This window comes from Vibrio sp. 2134-1 (assembly GCF_033339495.1).
Map to the genome: position 1 here is coordinate 1 of NZ_JAWOUS010000566.1, position 634 is coordinate 634.

1 protein-coding gene is annotated in these 634 nt (G+C 49.7%); it reads left to right on the forward strand.

All coding sequences use genetic code 11. The features are described 5' to 3' along the window. On the forward strand, positions 1-634 hold a 634-nt coding region (locus R7R78_RS27260; protein WP_225474751.1), incomplete at both ends, for a response regulator.

Consider the following 634-nt stretch of genomic DNA (forward strand, 5'->3'; position numbering starts at 1 on the left):
TGAGCATCGTTGACCGATTGATCGACTGTATGGGCGGCGTGCTCTGCATCGATTCACAATTCGGCTTGGGTACGACGATCACCGTCAAATTGCCAATTGAGCGTTGTGATTCAGAACCAGAAGTGCGTTTGAACTGGACTTACAGCGAGGCATTGCCACTCAGCATTCGTCAGTGGTGTGACGCATGGAAAATGCAGCCAGCAACACTGGCAAGAAGCATGGCGAACCTTTACGCCGCACAAGACAACGAAGCGGGCTTTGATGGTGTGATGCTGCGCGATGATCGAGAAATTCTCGGTAGCCTCACGTTGCGAGAGCTTCAATACCCAGACGCGCTGTTCAATTTGCTTAGCCAAATGCAGCAAGAGACCAAGTTGGACGAGCTTAAGTCCGAAGAAGTTTCGTGGATTCTCGGAACGGTATTAGTTGCGGAAGATAACCCAATCAACCAAAGCGTGATTTCAATGCAGCTGCGTGAGCTTGGTATCGAACCTGTGATTGTGAACAACGGCCGTGAGGCTTGGGAGTACATCAACCAAGATGAAAACGTTGTGTTGCTGCTGACCGATTTTCACATGCCAGCAATGGATGGCTATGAACTGATCAAACATGTGAGGGCGTCTGGTTTCAAATC